This window comes from Calditrichia bacterium (assembly GCA_020634975.1).
Taxonomy (GTDB): Bacteria; Calditrichota; Calditrichia; order RBG-13-44-9; family J075; genus JACKAQ01.
The window spans coordinates 665,674-686,625 of sequence record JACKAQ010000002.1 but is presented as its reverse complement, the minus strand read 5'-3'; the positions used below and the strand labels follow the sequence as shown (position 1 = coordinate 686,625).

Genomic DNA, 20,952 nt, shown 5'->3' with positions numbered 1-20,952 from the left:
AAGCAATCTGCACCACACTGTTGATGCGTTAGGAAAGATTTTGTATTTCTGCCCGAAAGCAAAAACTTTTACCAGAGAATTTAGTCGGTTTGGTCAAAGTTAAAATCAACAATACGAGTATCGCGTGCTTTTTCGATCCGGTTCATACGATGGTTGAACTGGTTCATCGCAAAATCGATGAAGGTATCCTGTTTCAATCCAAATGGCATTGGCTGATATGCCGCAAACAATTCATTGATTATTTCCAGCGCAGGCGCCAGCAATTGTTCCATTTGGCGTTCCAGCGTTTGCCACAGTGCCGGTTGCGCATTCACCAATCGCGATAGCAAATAAATGCCGTAAGCGATGTGCCGCGATTCATCCCGTTTCAAATAACCGATGCCTTCGCGAAGCCCCGGCAACAAATTGTTATCTGACAGCATTTGGAAGTATGCATGATATCCCGTTTCCGCCAGCGTGCCCTCGACAATCATATTGTAGGTAACCGATGCCCGAATTTGCGCCCCCGGAGATGCGTCGGTCAATAATGCATCCATCGCGTTTGGCAGCGCGTCATAAAATATGTTGCGATAATTTTGAGTGTGAAAACGGCTTAAATCGCTGTTGTCCCGGGCAACTTCGTCCAAAAATCGCCGGAAAAACTCAGTGTGTTTGGCTTCTTCCCACAAAAAAGTGGTGAGGAACATTTCTTCTTCAATCCTCCCCTCTTTGGCAATCACCATCATCAGCGGCAATAAATCACGAGTGACGGATTCTTCGCCAGCCTGAAACAGCGCGGAAAGGTGCAGCAGCACTTCTTTTTCTGTGGGATTAAAGGATTGCCATTGTATGATATCTTCAGAAAAATCAATGTCTTGCGGATTCCAGATGCCAAGCCGTTTGGCTTTGTGATAGAGCTTCATCGGAAATGAATCCTGATCGAGTCCGGCCGGGCTGGTTGTTACATAAATTTTGACATTCTGATTTGCAACAGATTTTGGTGATAAAATCTCGATCGAATTGCCCGTTGCTTCACCTGGAAAAACAGTTGGGATCTTCGCCGCAGATGCAACCAGTTGTTTGGCAGCTGAACCGTATCGCGCCAGTTTGAGCAATTTGCCGCGCCGCAGATTTAGCTTGCCGCGCATCAACGCCATTATCGGATCGCGTTCGCCGGATAGTATTTGTTGCCATTGCGCCAGATTCGTGGAAATTGCGTAATCGGCAACTTCCCAATCCGCTGCGGAAATTGCGCGAGCTGAGCGGCATTTACCGCGATACAAATCGAGCCAAACGCCAGTATTTTCCGGTTCCAGCATCAGCACCAACGGCCATTCCCAATCGGCAGCCGCTTTTCGATACGCCTCATTTTGGTTGATTTGATCCGCAAAAGCACGGTTCCATTCGTCCGAAAAAACGAGATAACCCATCAGCACCTCCGGCAAATTCAGTCAGATTTTTGGAGAAATTCCCACAATTCGCGGGCGAGATTTTCGGGCAGTTTACCCTGTTTTTGCAATTCATCCGGCGCCGCTTCCCGAAGCCGTTTCAGTGATCCGAATGTTTTTAACAAATGATTTTTGCGCGCCGGACCAATGCCGGGCACATCGTCCAACGGCGATTTTAGCTGTGATTTTTTGTGCTGTTTGCGGAAGTGGGTAATCGCAAAACGGTGGGCTTCGTCGCGGGTTTGTTGTAATAATTTCAGACCGGTGGAGCTTTTGGGAATGTTCAACGGATCGGATTGCTCCGGCACAAAAACTTCCTCCAACCGTTTGGCAAGCCCGATAATTGGTTGTTTGGCAACATCAACACCAGCTTCTTTAAGCGCCGCAACTGCGCTGCTTAGCTGCCCTTTTCCACCGTCGATTAAAATGAGGTCGGGCATGTCCAGGTTTTCCGCGAGCACCCGTTTGTAGCGCCGGAAAACGGCTTCGTGCATCATCGCGAAATCGTCCGGCGTATCTTTGCTGCGGATTTTGAAAATCCGGTATTCGCTTTTGCGCGGTCTTCCATCGATAAAACAAACCATCGAGGCAACCGCATCTTTCCCGTGAATGTTGGAAATATCGAATCCGTCGATCCGCCGCGGCGGATGTTCCATATTCAGATTTTTCTGCAATTGCTGGACGCTATGCGGAATGTGATCCTTCTGTTGCATTTTTTGAAGCATCAGCTCGTCGAGCAAAAATTTTGCGTTTTTTTGGCAAAGGCTGATCAATTTTCGTTTTTCGCCAATCTGGGGAACGCTCAATTCAATTTTATGTCCGGATTGTTCTGAGAGCCAGTTTTCGATGACCGACTGCTCCTCCCCCACACTTTCCGGCAGCAATATTTGTCGCGGAAATTGATCCACTTTCAAATAATATTGTTGGATAAATGTTGTCAGCACGGTTTCTGTAGGTTGCTCGGCAACGTTATCGAGATAAAAATGTTGGCGCCCGACAACTTTGCCATCGCGAATGCGAAAAACCACCGCGCAGCCGTCGTCGTCATCGATAGCCAGGGCAATTACATCACGATCTTCCTCATCGCGTAGCACCACTTTTTGGGAAATAAAATGATATTCGTCGATCATCTTTATTTGATCGCGGATGCGGGCTGCTTCCTCAAAATTCATTTTTTCAGCTTCGGATTGCATGCGTTCATTCAATTCGCGGAGCAAATCGCGGGTTTTTCCGCGCAAAAATTGCTCGACCTGGCGAATCATCGCCGTATAATCTTCGGAGCTGACAAATCCTTCGCATGGTCCCTGGCATCGTTTGATGTGATAATCGAGGCAAATTTTCACCTTTTTTTTGGCGATGACATCGTCATCGAGGAAAAATTTGCAGGATCGCACCGGAAAAATCTTGTTCATCGATTTAACGATGTAACGCAGTTGCCGCACTTCCGTGTATGGACCCAAATAGCGTGAGCCATCGCGAATGATACGTCGGGTAACAAAAACACGCGGAAACGGCTCATTGGTAATGCGGATGTAAGGGTATGATTTATCGTCTTTTAGGGTAACATTATATCGCGGTTTGTGTTCTTTGATGAGGTTGGCTTCGAGAATCAGCGCCTCAACTTCGGAGTCGACCAAAATAGTATCGAGATCGCGAATTTGGCGAACCATCCGCTGTTTGCGCGGATCGAGATTGGCGCCATCCTGAAAATAGCTGCGAACCCTGCTCCGCAGGTTTTTGGCTTTGCCGACATACAAAATTTTATCGTTTTCATTTCGATACAAATAAACGCCCGGCAGCGTCGGCAAATTAGCTAATTTTTCTTCAATTACAGCGTTTGTTTTCATGAACTTATCTCATTTTGACGATCAAATTAAGCAACCGGGAAAATCGATCGCAAGTTGTTTCCGTATTCAAACAAAAAAAGCAGGCCGAAAATGACCTGCTTCTTGATTTCAACGTTGGTGAAAAATTTATTCTCCGCGAACAAAAATCGGAACGGCGCTGCACGGTTCACCCCAAAAAATGCGTTTGGCATATGGCGAAAGGTGCGCTGCCAGCATCATGTACGCCCATGTTGGGATCGGCATGATCGCATCCGGTAATCACAACTTTGTTATCCTGAAATTCTTTCCAATCGATGGCATCTATTTTCTCACGGAAGCTTTTTTCGCGGATGATGCCGTTGTCAAAAAAATCGCGGATATCGATGGTTCTGGTTTTTGCAACTGCCATTTTTTATCTCCGTTATGCCGAAAACGATTCGCCGCAGCCGCAGGTTCTGCTGGCGTTCGGGTTGTGCCATGTAAACCCGGTGCCATTCAACCCATCGCGATAATCCAGTTCGCTGCCATTCAAATACATCCCGCTGAATACGTCGATGCACAGCTTGAAATCGCCATAGTCAAAAATATTGTCGTTTGCGAGCACTTCTTCTTTAAATTCCATGTAATAATTCAATCCCTGAGCAACCACCGGATTTCACGCCAACCCGCAAATACCAGCCCTCTTTGCCATCGTCGATCATAATTTTGGCAATCTGTTTTTGGCTTTTTCGGTTATGTTCAAATTTAATTCGGTTCCAACCATCTGAAAATCTCCTGTATCAAATCATTAAATCTATTGTTAATTCTTTTGATTCATCAAATGCAGGTTTGTTACAATTTTACGCCAAACAAGTTCCTGCTTTTTTCTTCACATCATATAAATTCGACAAAATCCGAGTTTTTGTCAAGTAAAAAAAGGTGGACAATACTGGCTAATACAATTCCAGAAGTTTGCCGGCCATAAATAAAACGGCGACAAATAAAAAATATCGAATAAAGCGATCCCCTTTTTAACGGATAATTTGGCAGCCCACCAGGCGCCAAACGAATTTCCGGCTGCCAGGCTCAATCCCAACGCCCAGTCAACATTCCCATTCCAGATAAAAATCAGGAGTGCCGGGAGCGTGTAAACCAAAACGATAAACACCTTGTGCATGTTGACCAGCAACAAATCGAGCCGCATCAGGTGGAAAAGAATTGCCATTAAAATAAAGCCGATGCCAACCTGAATAAAACCGCCGTAAAATCCTACCATAAATAAGGATGGATAAACAAACCAGGTGCGTTTTTTTAATTGCGCTTCGCTGAGAAAATCCCCTTTTTTTCCACTGGGTGAAAACATCATCGAAATGACCACAAAAATGAGCACAATGCCCAAAATTTTCTGGAACCATTCATCGCTGATGCGAACCGCTGCCATCGCGCCAATGATTGCGCCGGGCAATGTCCAAACCGCCAATTTGAAGCTGGTGCGAAATTGGTGCACGTTTTCGCCCCGGAACGAAAGTATCGCGGCAATATTTTGGATAAATATCGCAATACGGTTGGTTCCGTTGGCGGTTGCGCCATCCAACCCCAGAAAAATCAGCGCCGGTAATGTTAGTGTTGAGCCGCCGCCGCCATCACGTTTATCATGCCCGCAATGGCGCCAATGCCGAATAACATAAACACTTGCCAAATTTCCATTGAATGCGATCCGCTCTATTTGGTGTCCGGATGAATGATGTTGTATATTGCCGAGTAATCTTTTATCGCAGACTTTTTATTGCTATCGTTCAATATTTCATAAATTGCAGATACTGCTCGAGTGTCAAGTTTCATATTTGCGGCTTCCTGCAGCACCAACCCGACATCTTTTAGCAGCCATTGAACCGGAAAATTGGCGCTGTCAAAATCACGAGTTAAATAATTATCGAGCTTTTTATCGAATGTTGGCGCATACAGTGCGCTGCGCCGCAGCACGCTCATGAACATATCGACATCCACACCCGCACTGCGAACCATACCCAAGCTAAGGGAAAATGCGGCGGTTTCTGCTGCAATCAGGTGGTTTAGCACCAGTTTTAAGGTTGCCGCGTGTCCGACTTCCCCAATCCAGTAAATATCCGATCCAAATATTCTGAAGATTGGCTCGTGCTGTTGGAATTGTGCCAGCGTCGATCCCACCATGACGATCAACCGGCGTTCCCGCACTTGCGGCACGCTGCCCAAAACCGGTGCTTCCAGATACTCTCCGCCCGATTTTACAACTTGCAAATAGATCAATTTGCTCTCATCCGGCGAAATAGTGCCCATTTGCAATACTGTTTTTCCGCCAAATTTTGGGGCATTGAGAACCGGAAACAGTGTGTCTGAAATAGCTTTTCCGTCGCTGAACATCAGGATAATTATTTCCGCAGCCTCGATTGCATCTTTCGCGGAAACAGCAACTTGCGCGCCGATATCGCTTAACGGCAACGCTTTTTCTCGGGTGCGATTCCAGACAATCACATCGTGACCCGTTGCAATCAACTGCTCAGCCATCGGATAGCCCATCAAACCGGTGCCCAATAATGCGATTTTCATGATTTTCTCCCGGCTAAAGTATCGTCAACCAATTGTTTTATTTCATTTTGTAACGCGATGTGCAGCGCATGATTTTCCGCGCGTGAGGTGTGAATTTCGATAATTCCGCGTGTGCCGTTGTTTTGCCAATCCAGATATTTTTCCGCAAAATCTGAATTATTTATTGGCTGTGCATATGCCAAACCAAATTGTCGAGCCAAATTTGAAAACTCAAAATGGTGCGGCGTTCCAAAATATTCTTCAAAAATATCGCTATGGCCGGAAACCGGGAGGAATGAAAAAATACCGCCACCTTTATTGTTTATCAAAACAATAATCAAAGGTTGTTCGATGAGATTCAGCAGCGCCAGTGAGTTCATATCATGCAATAAAGCGAGATCGCCAATCAACAAAGTAACCGGCGAATGTAATCCGGTTGCGAAACCGGTAGCTGTGGCTATCGTGCCGTCGATACCGCTGGCACCCCGATTTGCTGCAACTCGCAAAGGCGTTGCAACGGGATTGCAAAACATATCGACATCGCGAATGGGCATGCTCGATGCCAAAAACAACCCGCTATGCGGTTTTATTTGACTGATAATTTGCCGGGCAGCAGATATTTCGGTTACCGCAGCCGACTGGAAATCGACGTGTTTTCCAATTAATTGATCGATTTTTTTTGCAATTGTATCGAAATCAATTGTGTGTGTGTTGGTGCGAATTGACGAATCAATCCCGGTATTCAACGAACGGCAAAATTCTGCAGGTTCGCAAACGATCCGGTCGCTAACCTGATGATTCGGGTCAATCCGAAACGGCGGTTTTGCGATGGTAAAATAATGTTGAGGGCGCACATCGTTCATCCACTGCGACAACCGTTTGGAAACCGGCATCGCGCCAAACTGGATCACAACATCCGGTCGAAATTGATTTTTGAATGTTGTTGAAAGCAATAGTTGATCGAAATATGGAACCGATATCTTCACCAAATCCGGGGAGGAAAAGCGTGATTGAACATCAGCAAAAACCGGTAAGTTGTGCTGATTGGCAAGTTTGGCAATTTCATCGAGATCTGTTGTGCCCAAACCTCTTCCCGCAATAATCAGTTTCTGTTTCGCTCTCGCAATTTGCTCAGCGCATTTTTTTATTGTTTTTTCATCCGGCAGTTGCCGCGCCTGTGCGTATGTTGTCGATTTAATTTCAGAAAAATCAACCGCTTCGGATGCCAAAGCAGCATCAACAAAGGGTTCGCGAAACATGCAATTCAAATGAACGGGACCAGCCGGGGAATTTGTCGCGCAGAAAACGGCGTGTGACATCGTTGAAAAAACGGTTTCGATCGATACCGCACTATCCGGCGCAGGAAAATCGAATGTCCAACGCGGATAATCGGCAAACATGCCCGTTTGGCGAATGGTTTGATTTGCGCCGGTTTCCCGGAGTTCGGGCGGACGATCGGCGGTGATGACAATCAGCGGTTGACAATCGGTAGCGGCCTCAATTATTGCCGGATAATAATTGGCTGCCGCAGTCCCGGATGTGCAGATCAACACTGCGGGTTTGCCGGTAGCCCGGGCATATCCCAATGCATGAAATGCCGCAGCACGTTCATCGAAACAAACGATCGTTTTGACACCTTTTTTTCGGGCAACAGCCATCGTTAACGGAGTGGATCGCGAGCCGGGAGATATTACAAAATAGTCAATTGAGCTCCGGAAAAGTGCTTCGATGATGGCACTTCCCCATTGCCGGTTTAGCAAAGCTGTTGTTTTATTGGTGTTCACGTTGGTTCTGGGATGATAGCGTGGATAAAAAAACAGCCGGACAGAAATGCCCGGCTGTTTCAAAACAGTATGAAATTTAGGCTACTTCTTCAATTTCCTCGCGCTTTTTTGCCATAAAGCGTTTTTGATAACCGCCTGTCAGTGCAAAAAAAGCTCCGAGTGCAAAAATAATGCTGCCAAGCCACAAAATGCTGATAAATGGTTTTTCGCTGAGTTCGATTGCCAGCATATCGCGAGGTACATCTCCCGGTTTTGCGGGTGCGTAAACCATTAATTTCGCCTGCCCGGAACCGGCATTTACGCCAGTAAGTTCGATACGGTATCCTGTATCTGCAATTGGTATGGGCTCATGCGACATTTTGCCGCCGTTGGCGATCAAAATCGGCATCACATCATAAGTGGTTGTTTTACCATCAACTTCCGCTTCAACTGTAACCATTGCGGTAACTTTTGCGGCGGCACCCATTTCCGTTTTGAAGCTGTTGAAAGTGATTTTTTTGCCGAGCAACGTGGTCGATTGACCTTTGGTGAGGGTAACCTCTTGCTGACTGGTCAACCGTGCCGGCGTGTATGAAATCGGTGAAATATAAACATCACGGGCAAATTGGGCGCGAACATCCGGCGCAACCATATAGCCTTTGGTATATTCGCTATAATAGAATTGCGGGTATGCGTCATATTCTTTGCCATGAGTTGTGCGAACCCGGAGTTTTACCCGGTCACGCCCATCCGGCATATCGATAAAGCTGATAAACTGGATTTGATATCCACCGGCAGCTTCGGTGAATTCACCTTTGGGCAACATTACTTTTTCGCTGGTGTCATATACGGATGAGGTGATTGTTCCGATCAGCATAAAACCCCAACCGATGTGGGTGATATATCCACCGGCTTTGCTAAGGTTGCGTTTGATGAATAGCCCGGCAACTTTTGCGTTAATAATGATAACCATGCATGCCAGAAAGAACATCAAATATGGCGAATATTTTAACGCACCGCTGAATAATACATCGCGGAGTTGTTCAAAAAAAGCCGGCGTTACGGTGCCTTCAATCGCATAATAAGGCGTATGTTCACCGATGGAGGTCATGGTTCCCAAGCCGAGTGTTGCTGCTGCGCCTGTCAAAATCAGCGACGCGACCGCTGCGCCGATGATGGTTGGTTTATTGCGCAGTTCAGATGTTTTCCATGCGAGAAGTGGTGCAATCGCAATCATCAAAAACATAAATACAGACACAGGAATGATCATTGTGTTGTAGAAATCCGGTGAAAGACTGATCGGGTCGCCAAACCATTGGGTGAAAAGCGGCGCAGAAGTGCCCAGCAATACAAAAAATGCGACAAAAATAAGCGCCATCATTCCAAAGAAAATGAAGGTTTCGCGGTTGAACATTCCTTTGCCAAATTCGACAGGCGTAGATCCGGAACGATTGTAATCAATCATGAACCGAACCCAGAAGAACAGAAATAATCCGGTAAATACAGCCTGGAACAATACCAGATAAGCACTAAGCCCGGATGGTGCAAACGAATGCACCGAAAAATCTGTTAAGACACCCGACCGTGTGAGATACGATCCCCACAGCATTGTTAAAAACGACAGTCCTGCCCACAAATAATTTGTTCGAACCAATGATTTTCGTTTTTGCTGAATCAACATACCGTGTAATAAAATGATGCTGAAAATCCACGGAACCAAAGATGCGTTCTCAACAGGATCCCATCCCCAGTATCCGCCCCAGCCTAACGTTACATAAGCCCAGTATCCACCCATGATGATACCAACGCCAAGAATCATGGTGTTGAAAATTACCCACGGGCGGGCATCTTTTATCCACGAATGATGATCACGGCGAATCAGTGCAGACATTGCAAACAGGAATGGCACAACGGTTGAGCTATATCCGACAAAAAGGGTTGGCGGGTGAATAACCATCCACGGGTTTTGCAACAATGGGTTTAGCCCTGCGCCATCTTGAGGTATAAATCCCACCGGAACTTCTGCGTATTGATGCCAAACCATTGTAAACGGGCTCTTTTTGAGCAAAATCAACAATAGGAAAACCTGGACAAGGCTGAGGTAAACCATGAGCAATGGATTTTTGCGGGCATTTTTTCGCATCAAAATAATGCCGTAAATAAATCCATAAGTTAACCACAACAAAAAAGTGCCCTGCTGACCGGCCCAAAGTGTGGAAAACAGGTAGAATTTGTTGAGTATCCGTGAAGAATAACTATAAACGTAGTTAACTTCGAAATTGTGATTGAGGATCAGAAAAATGAGATATGCCAATGAAATCAGAACACCGAAACCGGTAACCCAAAAACTCCGATTAGCAAAATCAAACATGCTATCGTTGCCATCTCTGTAATACAGATAATAGGCAGTTGTTGCTGTAATAGCTGCAACAAATGATAGTGCAATTAAAATTACGCCAGTAATCATGATCTGGCTCCTCCCTCAAAGGTTTCAGCTTCATACTTGGAGGGGCATTTTACAAGAATTTCGCTGGCATGAAAAACATCGCCATTAAATCGACCTTTAGCGACAATTTCCATTGCTTCGTCAAAATTTGACGGTTTGACACCGTTGTAAATAACCTGAACTTCCGAACCGGCTTCGTCCAGTATCTTAAAATTGAAGGTTTTATGTTCAATGTCAAACATGTCCGATCCGCTGACCCGCGAGCCTTTAATTTGCACCGCGGTGCCTTTGTCCCGCGCTTCAGCAACGGAAACATATGGTGTCATGGATTTTTGCAGGTTCATTCCGGCAAAACCCAAAAACAATAGTATGATTCCAACACCGACAATATATTTAGCCTTCATATCTTAACTCCGTTTTTTTGTATTTATACGGTTTCTTCATCCATTTCAATTCTTTTTTCCAAATTTTTTACTTTTCTATCCAGATACATCAAATAGAAAAAAATTCCGCCCCATACAATCATTGTAACAATCATCACGATATAAATATCTTCGCCAACAACTTTCTCCTGGGGTTGAGTCATCGTTTTCAGGGTATCGGGCAACAGTGTTGCTAACGCAATCATCATCTCTATTATCCTTCTGCTCGGTTCATAGTTAATTTTTCGATGTAATTTTCACGGATGGCCAGTTTCGCCTTTAACCGCAACATCCAGACGTATAAAAACGTGAATCCAAACAATGACGCAAAGAAAACTTCGCGCATGCGTCCGCTCATTTTGATTTTACCCTCGGAATTGATCAGTGGATCCGGATGAAGCGATTCGTAAATTCGTGGCACGATATACATAAAAAACGGCACCGTCAGAAATGCAATGATCGAATAGACTGCGGCGAGACGGGCACGTTTTTCATCGTCCTCAACAGCAGAACGCAATGCGAAATATGCCGCATAAATCAATAATAAAATGAAAATTGACGTTTGGCGCGGGTCCCAATTCCATGGGTGTCCCCAAATTTCGTCTGCCCAAATGGCGCCGGTAACCGTTGCCAAAATGGTAAAAATTAGGCCAAGGTGCGCGGATGAAGTGCTCCAGATATCATCCGAAACCCGGTTTCGTCGCAAATATTGCACACTATAAACAGCAGAAACCAGAAATGCCAGTGTCGCAATCCATGCGCAGGGAACGTGAAAAAACAAAATCCGGGTAGTTTCACCGAGTGCTTTGGCGCGCGGTGCATACATAAAAGCTGCCCAAATAACGCCGCTCATCCAAATTCCTAAGCCAACTTTCCCCAGTTTATTGATGAGGCTCATATCTATTTTCCGTTATTTATTCCAGATAAATTCAAACAATAACACAGAAGCGGTAATTATGACAATGGTAAATGAAAACAAAACTTGCACATCTGAATAACTGTCTGCAAATAACCCGCCTTCGTATGCCAGCTTTGTTCCGTTGATTGCCGGAATCAAAACCGGGAGCGCAATCGGGAATGCTACAACTGCAAAAAGCGCGCCACGACTGCTGGCAAGTGCGATAATCGCTGCAATAATGGTAGCTACAGAGGATAAAGCCAAACTTCCGAGTATTAAAATGGTAAAGAAAACGGTGCCACTTTTTGGCACAGCGCTCATCATAAGCATATAAAGTGGCACTATAATGAGCTCCAAACCGAATAATAATACCACATTAAACAACCATTTTCCGATCAAAACCGCATTTGGCGGTAAAACGAGGCGCAGTGTATCAGCGGTTTGCTGCTCTTCTTCGCGAACAAAAACATGCGATAGCCCGGCCATTGCGGCAAAAAACAGGATTATCCAGAAAAGCGGTGCCAGTACTTCCGGGCTCAATTTTGTCGGACCGATCGAAAAACTTACTGCCGTTAAAGTAATTACCGCAAACATGGCAATTGCATTTAATGCATACCGCGTGCGAAATTCCAAACGCAAATCTTTTTCGAAAACCATTCCACCTTGTTTAAGTAACATCCACACGCTGCGTTGCAAGAACAACTTCCTCCGGTTCATTGGTCGCGATAATGACAATGTTTGACTGTCTGTAAGTTTCGATGATGCTGTAAACCCACTGTTTTCCGGTTTCATCCAGGTTTGCTGTCGGCTCATCCAAAATGAGGATTTTGGGTTGGTGATATAGCGCTGCCGCATATTTTACACGTTGCAGCATTCCAGATGAATAAGCCCTTAGCGGATCGTGCAGGCGATTGTTAAGCCCGACAGCGGTAAGTAATTCCAAAATCCGCTTTTTTTCAACATGTCCTGTTCTGGATTTGGCGAAGAAACTGAGGTTTTCCCAGGCAGTGAGATCTTTGTATAATTGAAGGTATGGACTGACTAGCCCTATTTGCTGTGCGGCATCAATCTGGTCGAGCGTTTTCCCGTTTTCAATAAAATTGACGGTGCCACTGGAGGCGCCCATCAAGCCGCAAATGATACGCACAAGCGTTGATTTTCCACTTCCGTTCGGTCCGGTAACAACCAGTGCGCCGGGAGAATCGATCTGAAAATGGATGTTTTTTAACACCTGCCGGCGTTGGAAATATTTCGATATATTGTCTGCTGTTATTCTCATGCCAATTGGGACAAATCGCCTCTCAAAATCATTTCAAGATAACATCATTTCTAAATAGATACCATATTTTAATGACTGAACTTCATTGATTAAAGCAATTTAATAAAAAAGTACGAAATTTCACAACCGCTATTGCCGTTTAACATATAGCATTTTTGTCACCCTGGCATAGCTGCCAAAAATGCCCACTCCCCCTTCAATCGGATCGAGGATATTTGGTATTTCGCCGGGCGAAAGCGTTGAACCACCGGTTTGCAATGTTACCGAAGTTATAAAATTATAAATATTATCATCCACCGCATTTGCGGAAATCTGATTTTGTCCAAAAAAAGTGACAGCAATCCACGGTAATTTGATGGTTAGGGAACCATCCGGATTCCGGTCGTAATTTTCTTCGTTAAACGGTGGCGACTCATTGATTCTAAAATCTTCGATATCATCCTCTTCCTCATCAAAAAATTCGCCGAAAAACGGTGTGAAATTTTCAATCGTCGGTTCAAACGATTCTGTCGAAAAAACATAAATATTTTGACGGCCGGGATAAAAACTGGACGACAGATCAATTTCCAATTGAGCCGAAGAACCGAACACCACAGAATCGGCAGTTGATGTCAAAATCTGAAATGTGTCCGGCACCAACGTTGTGGACCGGAGGATTGCATCGTCATCGGGAAAGGTAATATTTAAAGAATAGCTGCGCAGCGGTTGCACGAGATGTGCGTTGTTTTCCGGAACATAAACACCGCGTTCGGCGCTTTCCAGATAGCGAAATTCGACATCCGGGCTGTTGATTCCGGCTAATGTAACAGAAACATTGGCATTGCTGATGGCCTGATCTTCAAAATTGTAAGGTTTACCAAAACCGACGGTTTGGGACAGCCGGATTTCCGGTAACGGCTCCAGTGCATACATGTACGATTCAACAACGTATTCCGGTTCAAACTGATCGGTGTTTTCTACATCGCAGGAAAACGTGAGCCCGAGAACAGTTGCTAATATACTGAATAAAATGAACTTACGATATGTTTTCATGGGATACCTTTTTGTCAACTTTTCAATTAGTCTTCATTTTTTAGAAATCGATAGTGAACGAAATGTTGGGGATAATTGGCAACATCCGTACGTCTTCGCGCACGATCGGGTTTTCTGTAAGGTCGTAAGAATAGAACCAGATATTGCGTCTCGAATACAAATTGATAACCTGTAATTGCAATTCATACGGTAATTTAAAGAGCTTCCCGTTTCGGGTAAACCCGACATCTAGTCGGTGATACGCTGGCAATCGCGTGGCGTTCAATCCGCCGACAATGAACGGGTCCAGTTCATTCGATGATGTCGGGAAATTGAGTTCGTAGCTGCCCAGCACATCTGTGTAAGCCTGCCCTGTTGCGTAATTAAATACGACTGTTGCCCGCCATTTTTTTGACAATTGATAATTCATCACCATATTTACATCGTGAATCCGGTCAAATTTTGGGGGATAATACATATCATTATTGTATTCCGGGAAGCGGCGGCGGCTGGTTCCCCATGTGTATCCTAAAAATCCGTTGAGCTTGCCTTTACGCTTTTGCAGGAAAAATTCCGCCCCGTACGCATAGCCTTTTCCAAAACGAAAGAGTTCGTTGTAATCCAATCCGGCGGGGTCTTGCACACGCGGATCGAGTTCGAATAGTTCCCGCATGTTGCGGTAATAAAGCTCGACATCAAAATTATAGGTTTCGCTGGGTTTCGTTTTCAACGCGACCACAAATTGATCGCCCCATGCCGGCGGTACGCCATCGTCGGTGGTCAGCCATGTGTCAAATCCGGTGAATGCTTCGTTGGTGATGAGCGTTAAATATTGATAATATCGCCCGTATGCGACCTGAAACAGCATGTCCATGCGGTAAAAATATTCTGCCGAAATGCGCGGTTCCAATCGATAAAAATCGCCGCTGTCGATGTAGCTGCCGCGAAGCCCGGTTTTCACACTCATTCGTTCGGACGGTTTCCACTGATTTTCCACATACGCGGAGCCATATTTGGCATCGATGGTTTCATTGAGCGTTTCCTCATTATCAAACCTGTTCCGAACAGCAAGCTCCAATGCGCCGGCCCAAAATCCGGTTTTAAATTGAAATTTACCAGAAGGAATATATTCGAAATCACCTTTTACGGAATAATCGCTAACCGTATTGTCTCGCTCAAAACGCGTTGAATTGATTAAAAAACGCGGATAACTAAAATAATTTGATGCAGTTAGCGTAAAGTTCGAAAACAGTTTTTTTGAGAACACATGTGTCCAATTGGTGCTGAATGTGCGGTTGCCGTAATTCAGGTTGAATTCCGCATCTTCCGCAAAGGGGAATTCAACGTTGTCGGTTCCGGCGTAAAATGCGAAATTCAGCCGGTTGTTTTCGTTGGGATCGTAATTGATTTTCCCGTTGAGATCGTAAAAATAAAAGGCGTCCGGCACATCGTCTATCGAGTTGCGCAGCGCGGCGAGCAACGGCTCCAGCGTCGATCGGCGCAGTGCAAACATCACCGAACCTTTGGGAATCGGTCCCTCCAGATTTAATCGCGATGCCAGCAAGCCAACGCTCAGTCGCCCCTGAAATTCTTTCCGGTTGCCATCGCGATTGAAAATATCGATAACTGAGCCAAGCCTTCCGCCATATTCTGCCGGATACCCGCCTTTGTAAATTCGCACATCTTTTATCGCATCGGGATTAAATGTTGAGAAAAATCCAAAAAAGTGCGATGGATTGTAAACGGTGGTTCGATCCAATAATATCAGTGTTTGGTCCTGGCTGCCGCCGCGAATATATAATCCGCTGGAAAAATCGGAGCTGGCTTTTATACCCGGCAACAGTTGAATTGCCCGGAATAAATCTGCTTCCAGAATTGCCGGTAAATCGCGCACTTGAGCAGGTTGCATGTCCAGAACACCCACCTGCTTTTCTTCCTCGAAAGTATATTCAGCCTCAACAGTAACGGTTTGGCCTTCCACAACAGCAGGCTTCAGCTCAATATCTATCCGTAACGCGGCACCCGGGGCTACCGTTATCTTTTTACGGAAATCCAGAAAACCAATATAGCTGGCAACCAGAGTGTACTCGCCCGGTTTTACATCGGGCATCGTATAATAACCGCTGTTGTTGGTGGTTGTGCCTTGCTGAGTTCCATCGATATATACATTCGCCATAATCAGGGTTTCGCCGGATGTGGCATCTTTAACATATCCGGTAATAATCCCGGGTTGCGCCAGTACCCCAATATTCATCAGCAACAGAAATACCCAAAATCGTTTTAACAATCTTACAAAAAATGCCATCTGGTTTCCTTTAATCATAAGTTACTTTGTTCTTAATGTCACATAAAACGTAGAAAACCCGAACAAGTTCTCCTATTTTTGAATTCATAATTTAGTATGAATCGGATGGCAAAAAAGGGAGAAATAATATTGCAACACGAATGAAATAAATAAAAAAAGCACCGGAAAAACTTCCCCGGTGCTTTAGAAAACCATACTTAAAACTGCTATTTTTTAGAACAGCCATTGTGCAATTTGTGAACCGATGGTGATATATAAAGCGGCTAAAAAGAGCGTTGGTATGTTCTTTATTTCAAAATCTTCGATCAACTTATCCGTTACCCACAGTAATCCCGCGTTGATAACAAACACAAACAAACCGAATGTAATGAGCACGGCAGGTAATGAAATGATAAACAAAACCCAGAAAAATAACGCATTTAAAAGCGCATAAACGACGGCAACAATTAACGCCGTTGTGTAATTTTTCAAACGAATACCGGGAAGAAACTGAGCTACCAAAAAGATGATACCGCTTAAAATCGCTACTTTAAAAATAAAATTCATATAAATTATCCTCCATTCATGATTTCAGTATGTTACCCAAAACCGGGCAAATTTTGAATGATTAATTATATTTAAGGGGGAAAAAAATCCCTTGTTTTTAATGAACGAATATATTTAAATGTAACATAATACTGATGTTATACAAACAAAGCGTTGTGATTGAACTAAACGTTACCCGCCAAAATTGATTTATCACCATTGCTAAAATGACCGGTTATGTACGATTCCGGTATCCGTTTATCCAAACAGGAGCGGTGCATCGAAACTAATTTGCTACCACGTTTGAGCTGTATTTCGGGGTTTTATGTTCTGAATAATCAACTATTTAGGAGGAGTGATACATGCGTGGTAACCCATTAAAGGCATACGTTTCTGATGAACAATTTCAACTGCTTTGGGAAAATGGATTTTTAAATGAGCGGGCAATCCGGGATTATTACATCCGTCAAAAATTCTCGAAGCTAAAGGAAGCAACTCGCCCGAAAGAAATTATTGATCAATTGCAACGCGAATTTGCATATTTATCCCACGAAACCATTCGCAAAATTGTTTACTCAAAAGAAGTTGAGTTAGAAGAACTGCTATATGATTAATTATTTGTTCAGGTCTTTTTTTAAAAACATGCTAATTTGTTTGGCAGCCCGGAGGGATGCGCCCGGCTCGCCGAGCGCATCTTTGATGATGCTTAACCGTGATTTTACATCATCATAATATTTCTGGTCAGTAAAATAGCGTGCAATAGCGGCGCTTACGGCATCTGTGGTAATTTCTTTCTGGATGAATTCGGGAACAACCTTTTCACCGGCAACGATGTTTGCCAATGCAATTTTATCAATTTTCACCAAAAATCGTCCCAACCAATATGTAATTGGCGATACCTCATAAAGCACAACCATTGGTGTTTGGAGAAAACCCATCTCCAGCGTTGCTGTGCCGCTGGCAACCATTGTAGCATAAGAATATCGCATCAATTGATGCGATTTACCTTCTACAATTTTGATATCATTTGATTTGATAACTTCATGATAAAGCTCATCCGGTAGTTGGCTTGCTTTACCGATTACCGGTATTGCGCCAAATTGATCCCTTATTTTGGACGCAACTGCAACCATTACCGGCAGCAGTTTGCGTACTTCCATTTCCCGCGATCCGGGAAATAAACCGAGAATTTGTTGTCCGGGTTCGATAGCGTTCTGATTTCGGAAATCGGTTTCGGATTGGGAAATTTGCACCTGATCGACCAGCGGATGACCGACAAATTCCGCATTTATACCGTGATTGGCATAAAAATCAACTTCGAAGCGAAAAAGCACTAACAGCAGATCAATGTATTTCCGTACTTTCTCAACCCGTTTTTCGCCCCACGCCCACAGTTGCGGACTGATATAGTAGATAACCGGAATACCAGCTTCATGGGCGAGTTTGGCAATCCTCAAATTAAAACCGGGATAATCCACCAAAATAGTGGCATCCACTCCCTTTTTCATCTCCGAAACAATATCACGCTGAACTTGCCGGATAAACGGCAGATGTTTGATAATTTCGGTGATGCCGAGAACCGCAAGCTGGCGAATGTGATAAATCAAATGTGCACCGGTACGTTGCATATCATCACCGCCGATGCCGGTAAATTCTATTTCCGGATGAATTTTTTGTAATTCAAGAATCAGGTCTGCCGCGTGTTTATCCCCAGAGGCTTCGCCTGCAATGATCAAAATTTTTGTCATATTTTCTGATGTATAAACAAAAAGCCGGACGATAGCATCCGGCTTTTCATATGTTAAATAATATACTGTTTTTACTTAGTTTGTGAGCACTTCTTTTTCTTTTTGTGCCAACAAATCGTCAACATCCTGTATGTATTTGTCTGTCAGTTTCTGGATCTGATCCTGACCATCGTGGCTGTTGTCTTCCGAAATTTCGTGAGATTTTTCCAATTTCTTGATGTGCTCATTGGCATCTCGCCGAACATTTCGCACCGCAACACGGCAGTCTTCGCAAAACTTTTTCACCAGTTTCAACAGGCTTTGCCGACGTTCTTCGCTGAGTTCAGGGATAGGCAAACGGATGACGTTGCCATCGTTTCCCGGGTTTAATCCCAGATCTGAGCCGAGGATCGCTTTTTCGATATCGGGAATCAACCGCTTTTCCCACGGCTGAACGACAATTAACCGAGGTTCCGGTGCTGAAACCGTTGCAACCTGATTGATTGGCATTAATGAGCCATAATATTCAACTTTCACTGAATCCAACAATGACGGCGTTGCCCTGCCAGTGCGAACGGTCGCAAGTTCATGCTGTAAATGCTCAAGCGATTTAGACATGCGCTCTTCGGCATCCTTTAAAATGCTGTCAAGTGTCATACTTAACCTCTTACCTTTGTTCCAATAGGTTCACCCATAACTACCCGCATTAAATTGCCGGGTTCATCCATATTAAACACAATTATGGGCAATTGGTTCTCCATAGAGAGTGTAATTGCAGTGCCATCCATAACCTTCAATCCTTCTTTAACAACTTGCATATACGGCAATTCGTCAAATTTAATTGCGGTCGGATCTTTTTCGGGGTCGGCGGTATAAACGCCATCGACCCGTGTTCCTTTTAATATGACATCCGCCTTGATTTCCACAGCACGTAAAACAGCTGCAGTATCGGTTGTAAAATATGGATTTCCGGTACCTGCAGCAAAAATAACAACGCGCCCTTTTGCAAGATCGTTAATCGCTTTGCGTCGAATAAATGGTTCGGCAATTTGGCTCATCCGGATGGCTGTTTGCACCCGCGTATCCAGCCCGATGTTTTCCAATGCATTCTGCATTGCCATCGAGTTGATAACAGTGGCGAGCATTCCCATATAATCTGCGGAAACTCTGTCCATTTCGCGAGCGGCTTCGGAAATACCCCTAAAGATATTTCCGCCGCCAACAACGATGCCAACCTGTACACCTGTTTCTGCTACATTGCGAATTTCTTCTGCATAACGCCGCAAAACAGGTAATTGAATACCAAATTTATCTTCACCGGCTAATGACTCACCGCTCAGTTTTAACAAGATCCTTTTGTAATGAGGGCGACCTGTCATTATTCATCTCCAATACGAAAGCGTGCGATTTTGCGGATAGAAATATTTTCACCCAATTTGGCGATAACTTCCGTTACATAATCTTTTACTGTTTTGTCGCCATCTTTGATGAAAGCCTGTTCTTCCAGAACATTTTCGGTGTAGAATTTTTCCAAACGTCCGGTGGCGATTTTTTCGAGAATATGGTCTGGTTTACCAGATTCTTTCGCCTGGGCTTTAAAAATATCCATTTCATGATCGATCAATTTTTGATCGACCTGATCACGCGTAATGGCGATGGGATTGGTTGCGGCAACTTGCATCGCCACGTTTTTCACCAATTCTTTGAAATCATCAGTTTTAGCCACGAAATCTGTTTCGCAACTGACTTCGATCAAAACGCCTAACTTTCCACCCGGGTGGATATATGCTTCAACAAGACCGTCTTTTGCATCACGTCCGGCTTTTTTTTCTGCTTTGGCAATACCTTTTTTGCGAAGGAAATCAACTGCTTTTTCCATATCGCCGCCAGTTTCAGCGAGTGCATTTTTGCAGTCCATCATACCGGCACCGGTGAGTTCGCGCAGCTCCTTTACCTGTGCTGCTGTAATGTTAGCCATTATGTTTAACTCCTGTTTATTTTAAATTTAAAGCGATTAATCTTTCTTTACATCTTCCTTTTCGGCGGAGCGACGTGCTTCCAGTTCTGCGGTTGCATCAACTGCGGCATCGGCAATCGTTTTGGTGATAATGCCGATAGCTTTGGTTGAATCGTCGTTTCCGGGAATCGGGAAATCAATTTCATCGGGATCGCAATTTGTATCTACGATTGCGAAAATAGGTATGCCGAGTTTGCGTCCTTCTTTCACGGCAATTTCTTCTTTTTTGGTATCAACGACAAAAATCGCACCGGGAAGCCGCTTCATTTCCTGAATGCCGGCAAACACCTTTTTCATTTTCTCGATTTCGCGATCAATCATGAGGCGTTCTTTTTTGGTGAGTTTGTCCGCAGTGCCGTCGCTGACCATCTTTTCCAGATTTTCAAGTTTACGAATGCTTTTCTTGATGGTCGAAAAGTTTGTGAGTGTGCCACCAAGCCAGCGTTCGGTCATATAAGGCATGCCCGCACGGGTAGCTTCTGAAACAATGATATTTTGAGCCTGCTGTTTGGTACCGACAAACAAAACCGGTTCGCCATTCATCACAGTCTCTTTAATCGCATTGTAAGCTGTTTGCAAATGTTCGAGCGTTTTTTTCAGATCGATGATGTGAATATTGTTGCGTTCCATAAAAATGTATGGGCGCATCTTGGGATTCCAGCGGCGGGTGAGGTGTCCAAAATGCACACCGCTTTTTAGCAAATCTTCTAATGTTGCTTTCATTGACAAAAAATCTCCTTTATTCGGGTTATTCCGCCACTG

At 44.5% G+C, this 20,952-nt stretch carries 19 protein-coding genes and 2 pseudogenes; 1 reads left to right on the top strand and 20 read right to left on the bottom strand.

The genetic code is table 11. From position 1 onward, the window contains the following. Positions 1-80: 80 nt before the first annotated feature. The 15 genes and pseudogenes from H6629_17220 to H6629_17150 form a co-directional block, all read right to left on the bottom strand. Complete coding sequence (locus H6629_17220) at positions 81-1,409, bottom strand: R2-like ligand-binding oxidase (protein MCB9069533.1); 1,329 nt, start codon at positions 1,407-1,409, stop codon at positions 81-83. Positions 1,410-1,426: 17 nt separating this feature from the next. Then, a complete protein-coding gene (locus tag H6629_17215) occupies positions 1,427-3,274 on the bottom strand; it encodes an excinuclease ABC subunit C (protein MCB9069532.1) in 1,848 nt (615 codons plus the stop codon). A 166-nt stretch (positions 3,275-3,440) separates the two neighbouring features. Further along, positions 3,441-3,662 carry a DUF2480 family protein gene (locus H6629_17210; protein ID MCB9069531.1) on the bottom strand — a complete coding sequence of 74 codons (222 nt, stop codon included), beginning with the start codon at positions 3,660-3,662 and terminating at the stop codon, positions 3,441-3,443. Positions 3,663-3,674: 12 nt separating this feature from the next. Next, a pseudogene (locus H6629_17205) lies at positions 3,675-3,954 on the bottom strand (iron-sulfur cluster assembly accessory protein). Between the two features lie 231 nt (positions 3,955-4,185). After that, a pseudogene (locus tag H6629_17200) lies at positions 4,186-4,939 on the bottom strand (sulfite exporter TauE/SafE family protein). A 15-nt stretch (positions 4,940-4,954) separates the two neighbouring features. Further along, complete coding sequence (locus tag H6629_17195) at positions 4,955-5,818, bottom strand: NAD(P)-dependent oxidoreductase (protein MCB9069530.1); 864 nt, start codon at positions 5,816-5,818, stop codon at positions 4,955-4,957. Further along, entirely contained in the window at positions 5,815-7,644 is a 1,830-nt protein-coding gene (menD, locus tag H6629_17190; protein ID MCB9069529.1) for a 2-succinyl-5-enolpyruvyl-6-hydroxy-3-cyclohexene-1-carboxylic-acid synthase, read from the bottom strand. Before menD ends, H6629_17195 begins: the two co-directional genes overlap by 4 nt. A 13-nt stretch (positions 7,645-7,657) precedes the next feature. After that, complete coding sequence (gene ccsA, locus H6629_17185; protein ID MCB9069528.1) at positions 7,658-10,027, bottom strand: cytochrome c biogenesis protein CcsA; 2,370 nt, start codon at positions 10,025-10,027, stop codon at positions 7,658-7,660. Beyond that, the gene (locus H6629_17180; GenBank protein ID MCB9069527.1) at positions 10,024-10,410 is read right to left on the bottom strand and encodes a cytochrome c maturation protein CcmE; all 387 of its coding nucleotides are present in this window, start codon (positions 10,408-10,410) and stop codon (positions 10,024-10,026) included. The genes ccsA (H6629_17185) and H6629_17180 overlap by 4 nt, the downstream gene beginning before the upstream one ends. Before the next feature lie 23 nt (positions 10,411-10,433). Beyond that, positions 10,434-10,592 carry a CcmD family protein gene (locus H6629_17175; GenBank protein ID MCB9069526.1) on the bottom strand — a complete coding sequence of 53 codons (159 nt, stop codon included), beginning with the start codon at positions 10,590-10,592 and terminating at the stop codon, positions 10,434-10,436. Positions 10,593-10,642: 50 nt separating this feature from the next. Continuing rightward, positions 10,643-11,326 carry a cytochrome c biogenesis protein CcsA gene (gene ccsA, locus H6629_17170; protein MCB9069525.1) on the bottom strand — a complete coding sequence of 228 codons (684 nt, stop codon included), beginning with the start codon at positions 11,324-11,326 and terminating at the stop codon, positions 10,643-10,645. A 12-nt stretch (positions 11,327-11,338) separates the two neighbouring features. Next, positions 11,339-12,118, bottom strand: coding sequence for a heme exporter protein CcmB (locus tag H6629_17165; GenBank protein MCB9069524.1), 780 nt, complete (start codon positions 12,116-12,118; stop codon positions 11,339-11,341). A 616-nt stretch (positions 12,119-12,734) separates the two neighbouring features. After that, a complete protein-coding gene (locus tag H6629_17160; GenBank protein ID MCB9069523.1) occupies positions 12,735-13,637 on the bottom strand; it encodes a DUF4249 family protein in 903 nt (300 codons plus the stop codon). A 40-nt stretch (positions 13,638-13,677) separates the two neighbouring features. Next, positions 13,678-15,921: a TonB-dependent receptor gene (locus H6629_17155; protein MCB9069522.1), complete on the bottom strand. Its 2,244-nt coding sequence runs from the start codon at positions 15,919-15,921 to the stop codon at positions 13,678-13,680. 213 nt (positions 15,922-16,134) lie between these two features. Beyond that, a complete protein-coding gene (locus tag H6629_17150) occupies positions 16,135-16,467 on the bottom strand; it encodes a phage holin family protein (protein ID MCB9069521.1) in 333 nt (110 codons plus the stop codon). A gap of 341 nt (positions 16,468-16,808) precedes the next feature. On the opposite strand from H6629_17150, the gene H6629_17145 reads away from it, so the two are divergent. Then, positions 16,809-17,060, top strand: a complete 252-nt coding sequence (locus H6629_17145) for a hypothetical protein (GenBank protein MCB9069520.1) — start codon at positions 16,809-16,811, stop codon at positions 17,058-17,060. Here H6629_17145 and lpxB read toward each other — a convergent pair whose 3' ends face one another. The 5 genes from lpxB to rpsB form a co-directional block, all read right to left on the bottom strand. After that, positions 17,061-18,194, bottom strand: a complete 1,134-nt coding sequence (lpxB, locus tag H6629_17140; protein ID MCB9069519.1) for a lipid-A-disaccharide synthase — start codon at positions 18,192-18,194, stop codon at positions 17,061-17,063. 75 nt (positions 18,195-18,269) lie between these two features. After that, positions 18,270-18,830, bottom strand: coding sequence for a ribosome recycling factor (gene frr, locus H6629_17135; protein ID MCB9069518.1), 561 nt, complete (start codon positions 18,828-18,830; stop codon positions 18,270-18,272). A 2-nt stretch (positions 18,831-18,832) separates the two neighbouring features. After that, positions 18,833-19,552: a UMP kinase gene (locus H6629_17130; protein ID MCB9069517.1), complete on the bottom strand. Its 720-nt coding sequence runs from the start codon at positions 19,550-19,552 to the stop codon at positions 18,833-18,835. Further along, positions 19,552-20,151, bottom strand: a complete 600-nt coding sequence (gene tsf / locus H6629_17125; protein MCB9069516.1) for a translation elongation factor Ts — start codon at positions 20,149-20,151, stop codon at positions 19,552-19,554. The genes H6629_17130 and tsf overlap by 1 nt, the downstream gene beginning before the upstream one ends. A gap of 36 nt (positions 20,152-20,187) precedes the next feature. Further along, complete coding sequence (gene rpsB, locus H6629_17120; GenBank protein ID MCB9069515.1) at positions 20,188-20,913, bottom strand: 30S ribosomal protein S2; 726 nt, start codon at positions 20,911-20,913, stop codon at positions 20,188-20,190. Positions 20,914-20,952 lie beyond the last annotated feature (39 nt).

What these genes read in the sequence shown, in the direction of transcription:
- frr (MCB9069518.1), bottom strand. Translation starts at nt 18,830, where the DNA reads ATGACACTTGACAGCATTTTAAAGGATGCCGAAGAGCGCATGTCTAAA.
- H6629_17145 (MCB9069520.1), top strand. Translation starts at nt 16,809, where the DNA reads ATGCGTGGTAACCCATTAAAGGCATACGTTTCTGATGAACAATTTCAA.
- H6629_17195 (MCB9069530.1), bottom strand. Translation starts at nt 5,818, where the DNA reads ATGAAAATCGCATTATTGGGCACCGGTTTGATGGGCTATCCGATGGCT.
- H6629_17220 (MCB9069533.1), bottom strand. Translation starts at nt 1,409, where the DNA reads ATGGGTTATCTCGTTTTTTCGGACGAATGGAACCGTGCTTTTGCGGAT.
- ccsA (MCB9069525.1), bottom strand. Translation starts at nt 11,326, where the DNA reads ATGAGCCTCATCAATAAACTGGGGAAAGTTGGCTTAGGAATTTGGATG.
- lpxB (MCB9069519.1), bottom strand. Translation starts at nt 18,194, where the DNA reads ATGACAAAAATTTTGATCATTGCAGGCGAAGCCTCTGGGGATAAACAC.
- rpsB (MCB9069515.1), bottom strand. Translation starts at nt 20,913, where the DNA reads ATGAAAGCAACATTAGAAGATTTGCTAAAAAGCGGTGTGCATTTTGGA.
- H6629_17150 (MCB9069521.1), bottom strand. Translation starts at nt 16,467, where the DNA reads ATGAATTTTATTTTTAAAGTAGCGATTTTAAGCGGTATCATCTTTTTG.
- H6629_17165 (MCB9069524.1), bottom strand. Translation starts at nt 12,118, where the DNA reads ATGAAACCGGAAAACAGTGGGTTTACAGCATCATCGAAACTTACAGAC.
- tsf (MCB9069516.1), bottom strand. Translation starts at nt 20,151, where the DNA reads ATGGCTAACATTACAGCAGCACAGGTAAAGGAGCTGCGCGAACTCACC.
- H6629_17215 (MCB9069532.1), bottom strand. Translation starts at nt 3,274, where the DNA reads ATGAAAACAAACGCTGTAATTGAAGAAAAATTAGCTAATTTGCCGACG.
- H6629_17155 (MCB9069522.1), bottom strand. Translation starts at nt 15,921, where the DNA reads ATGGCATTTTTTGTAAGATTGTTAAAACGATTTTGGGTATTTCTGTTG.
- H6629_17175 (MCB9069526.1), bottom strand. Translation starts at nt 10,592, where the DNA reads ATGACTCAACCCCAGGAGAAAGTTGTTGGCGAAGATATTTATATCGTG.
- H6629_17210 (MCB9069531.1), bottom strand. Translation starts at nt 3,662, where the DNA reads ATGGCAGTTGCAAAAACCAGAACCATCGATATCCGCGATTTTTTTGAC.
- H6629_17130 (MCB9069517.1), bottom strand. Translation starts at nt 19,552, where the DNA reads ATGACAGGTCGCCCTCATTACAAAAGGATCTTGTTAAAACTGAGCGGT.
- H6629_17180 (MCB9069527.1), bottom strand. Translation starts at nt 10,410, where the DNA reads ATGAAGGCTAAATATATTGTCGGTGTTGGAATCATACTATTGTTTTTG.
- H6629_17160 (MCB9069523.1), bottom strand. Translation starts at nt 13,637, where the DNA reads ATGAAAACATATCGTAAGTTCATTTTATTCAGTATATTAGCAACTGTT.
- ccsA (MCB9069528.1), bottom strand. Translation starts at nt 10,027, where the DNA reads ATGATTACTGGCGTAATTTTAATTGCACTATCATTTGTTGCAGCTATT.